General features: G+C 54.5%; 2 protein-coding genes and 1 pseudogene. All 3 read left to right on the forward strand.

Annotated features, from left to right (window positions below):
* Positions 1-786, forward strand: a pseudogene (locus ACR0QW_RS10950) (phage tail tape measure protein); the annotation flags it as partial.
* On the forward strand, positions 786-1520 hold the full coding sequence (locus ACR0QW_RS10955) for a hypothetical protein (RefSeq protein WP_021840505.1): 735 nt from the start codon (positions 786-788) through the stop codon (positions 1518-1520). The pseudogene ACR0QW_RS10950 and the gene ACR0QW_RS10955, both read left to right, overlap by 1 nt.
* Positions 1495-1982, forward strand: a 488-nt coding sequence (locus ACR0QW_RS10960) for an XkdQ/YqbQ family protein (RefSeq protein ID WP_432643659.1), incomplete at its 3' end; no start/stop codon positions are given. The genes ACR0QW_RS10955 and ACR0QW_RS10960, both read left to right, overlap by 26 nt.

Here is a 1982-nt window from a genome sequence, read left to right on the forward strand (position 1 = left end):
AGCAAAGCCGGCAGTGTCTCGAAGTATCTCTCGACCCAGTTCAAAGGACTCATTCCGGTCTGCCGGGGCATTGCCATCGTGGCCAGGGGCATGGGCAGTACCTTTCTGACTGCCGGACGCATGATGATCACCATCATCCGTGCCGTAGGCGCCGCAGCCATGGCCAATCCCATCATTATCATCATTGCCGCGATTATTGCTGCCTTGTACCTTCTGTGGAGGAACTGGGATACCGTGTCGCATTATATCGAACAGGCTATACAGGCTGTATCGGACGCCGTCGATGCAGGGATGAACTGGATCAGTTCTGCCTGGGACGGAGCCATGAACGGCATCAGCGAGACGGCCTCCAGTATCTGGGAAAGCATCAAGGACACCTTTCGCAGCGGTGTGAACTGGGTCATCGACCAGGTGAACGGCCTGATTTCCAGCATCAACGGCCTGTCTATCGACATTCCGTCCCTGACGGGAGGGGCGCCGACCCATGTGGGATTTGATATCCCAAGTATCAGCCACTTTGAAAGCGGTGTCGAGAACTTTCGTGGCGGCTTTGCCGTCATCAATGAAGACCGCCGGGGCGAGCTGGTACACCTGCCCAACGGCAGTACGGTCATACCTCATGATGAAAGCATCCGTCAGGCCATGAACGCCGGCAGCGGCGGCATCACCATCTGCATTGATACGATGAACGTCCGCAGCGAGCAGGACATCGACGCCGTCGCTGAAAAACTCGTCGAAAAAATGAGACTGTACGGCATGAACCGCATGAAAGGAGCGACCCTCTGATGAGTTCTTTCTTAGCATCCCTGTTGAACGCCATCGGCCAGGCTGCATCTTCCCTCACAATTTCTCTCTCTTCTGAATCGGCAGCGGTGGTCTTTCCCGTCCTGCCTTCGGAGCTGATGGTATCTGTCAATACGAATCATGGCACGGTGAACATCAATAACTTCGGCGACTACCTCATGATGGGAAAGACGGGACTCAGGACACTGACCCTTTCCGGATTTTTCCCAGCACAGGATTATCCCTTTGCCATGATGGGCCTTGCGCCTTATACATACATCGCCCAACTGGAAACGATGCGTACCGGTGACAGCGTCTGTCAGCTGACGGTGTCGGATACGCCGCTTTCCATGCCCTGCCTGATTTCGTCCTTCAAGTTTGGTGAAAAGGACGGCAGCGGCGATGTCTATTACGAGCTGGGCCTGACGGAGTACCGCTACGTCACAGCACCAGAGACGGGAAAGACCGATGCTGCGACAGGGCTGAAGAAGCGGCCGGAATCGTTCTGGTCGAAGATGAAGAAGAACATCACCTATTATCCCGGTGACAGTATCGGGAACGTCATCGGCCGGGCCGTGGGGAAATCGGTGACGCTCAACAATGAGCAGTTCTCGAAGTTCCAGATCTATCGCAGCATCGTCCGTAACGGCGGTCTTTCGCCCGGGGATATCATCCGCCTGACGACGATGAACCTCAAAAGGAATGATGAAAATGTTCCAGTTGCAAAGAATCAATAAGAAAAGCAATACCGAGGATGCTCAGACGGAAGGCCAGAAAAAGCCCGAGAACGCAGACCTTACGGGCTGGCTGATTTGTGCAACTTGGTCCGGGGACGTCGAGCAGGCCGGACGCAGGCTGGAATTCGACCTGGCCTATACGACACGGGATAAATCTTGGCAGAATCCGGAACTGAAACTGGGGGACGAGGTGCTGTTTATCCACATTGACGATAAGACGCATCAGACTGTCCACCTGTTCCAGGGACGTATTTTTGGCCGCAGCCGGGAGAGCGGCTCTTCCGTGATGCATTTTACAGCCTTTGACAATATCGTCTATCTGGCCAAGTCCCGCATAACCAAGAAGTACACGAACGTCACAGTGGCCGACGCCATCCGCCAGACCATCAATGACTTTTCTATTCCGGCCGGGACTATTCCCGACCTGTCCGTCACCTGCAATTTCATTGCCGATGATATCTC

Origin of the sequence: Acidaminococcus sp. (assembly GCF_050873445.1) — a bacterium.
In the GTDB taxonomy this organism is placed as follows: domain Bacteria; phylum Bacillota; class Negativicutes; order Acidaminococcales; family Acidaminococcaceae; genus Acidaminococcus.

Bases quoted from the DNA above. Each gene is read 5' to 3' on its own strand.
- ACR0QW_RS10955 (WP_021840505.1), top strand. From the start codon at position 786: ATGAGTTCTTTCTTAGCATCCCTGTTGAACGCCATCGGCCAGGCTGCA.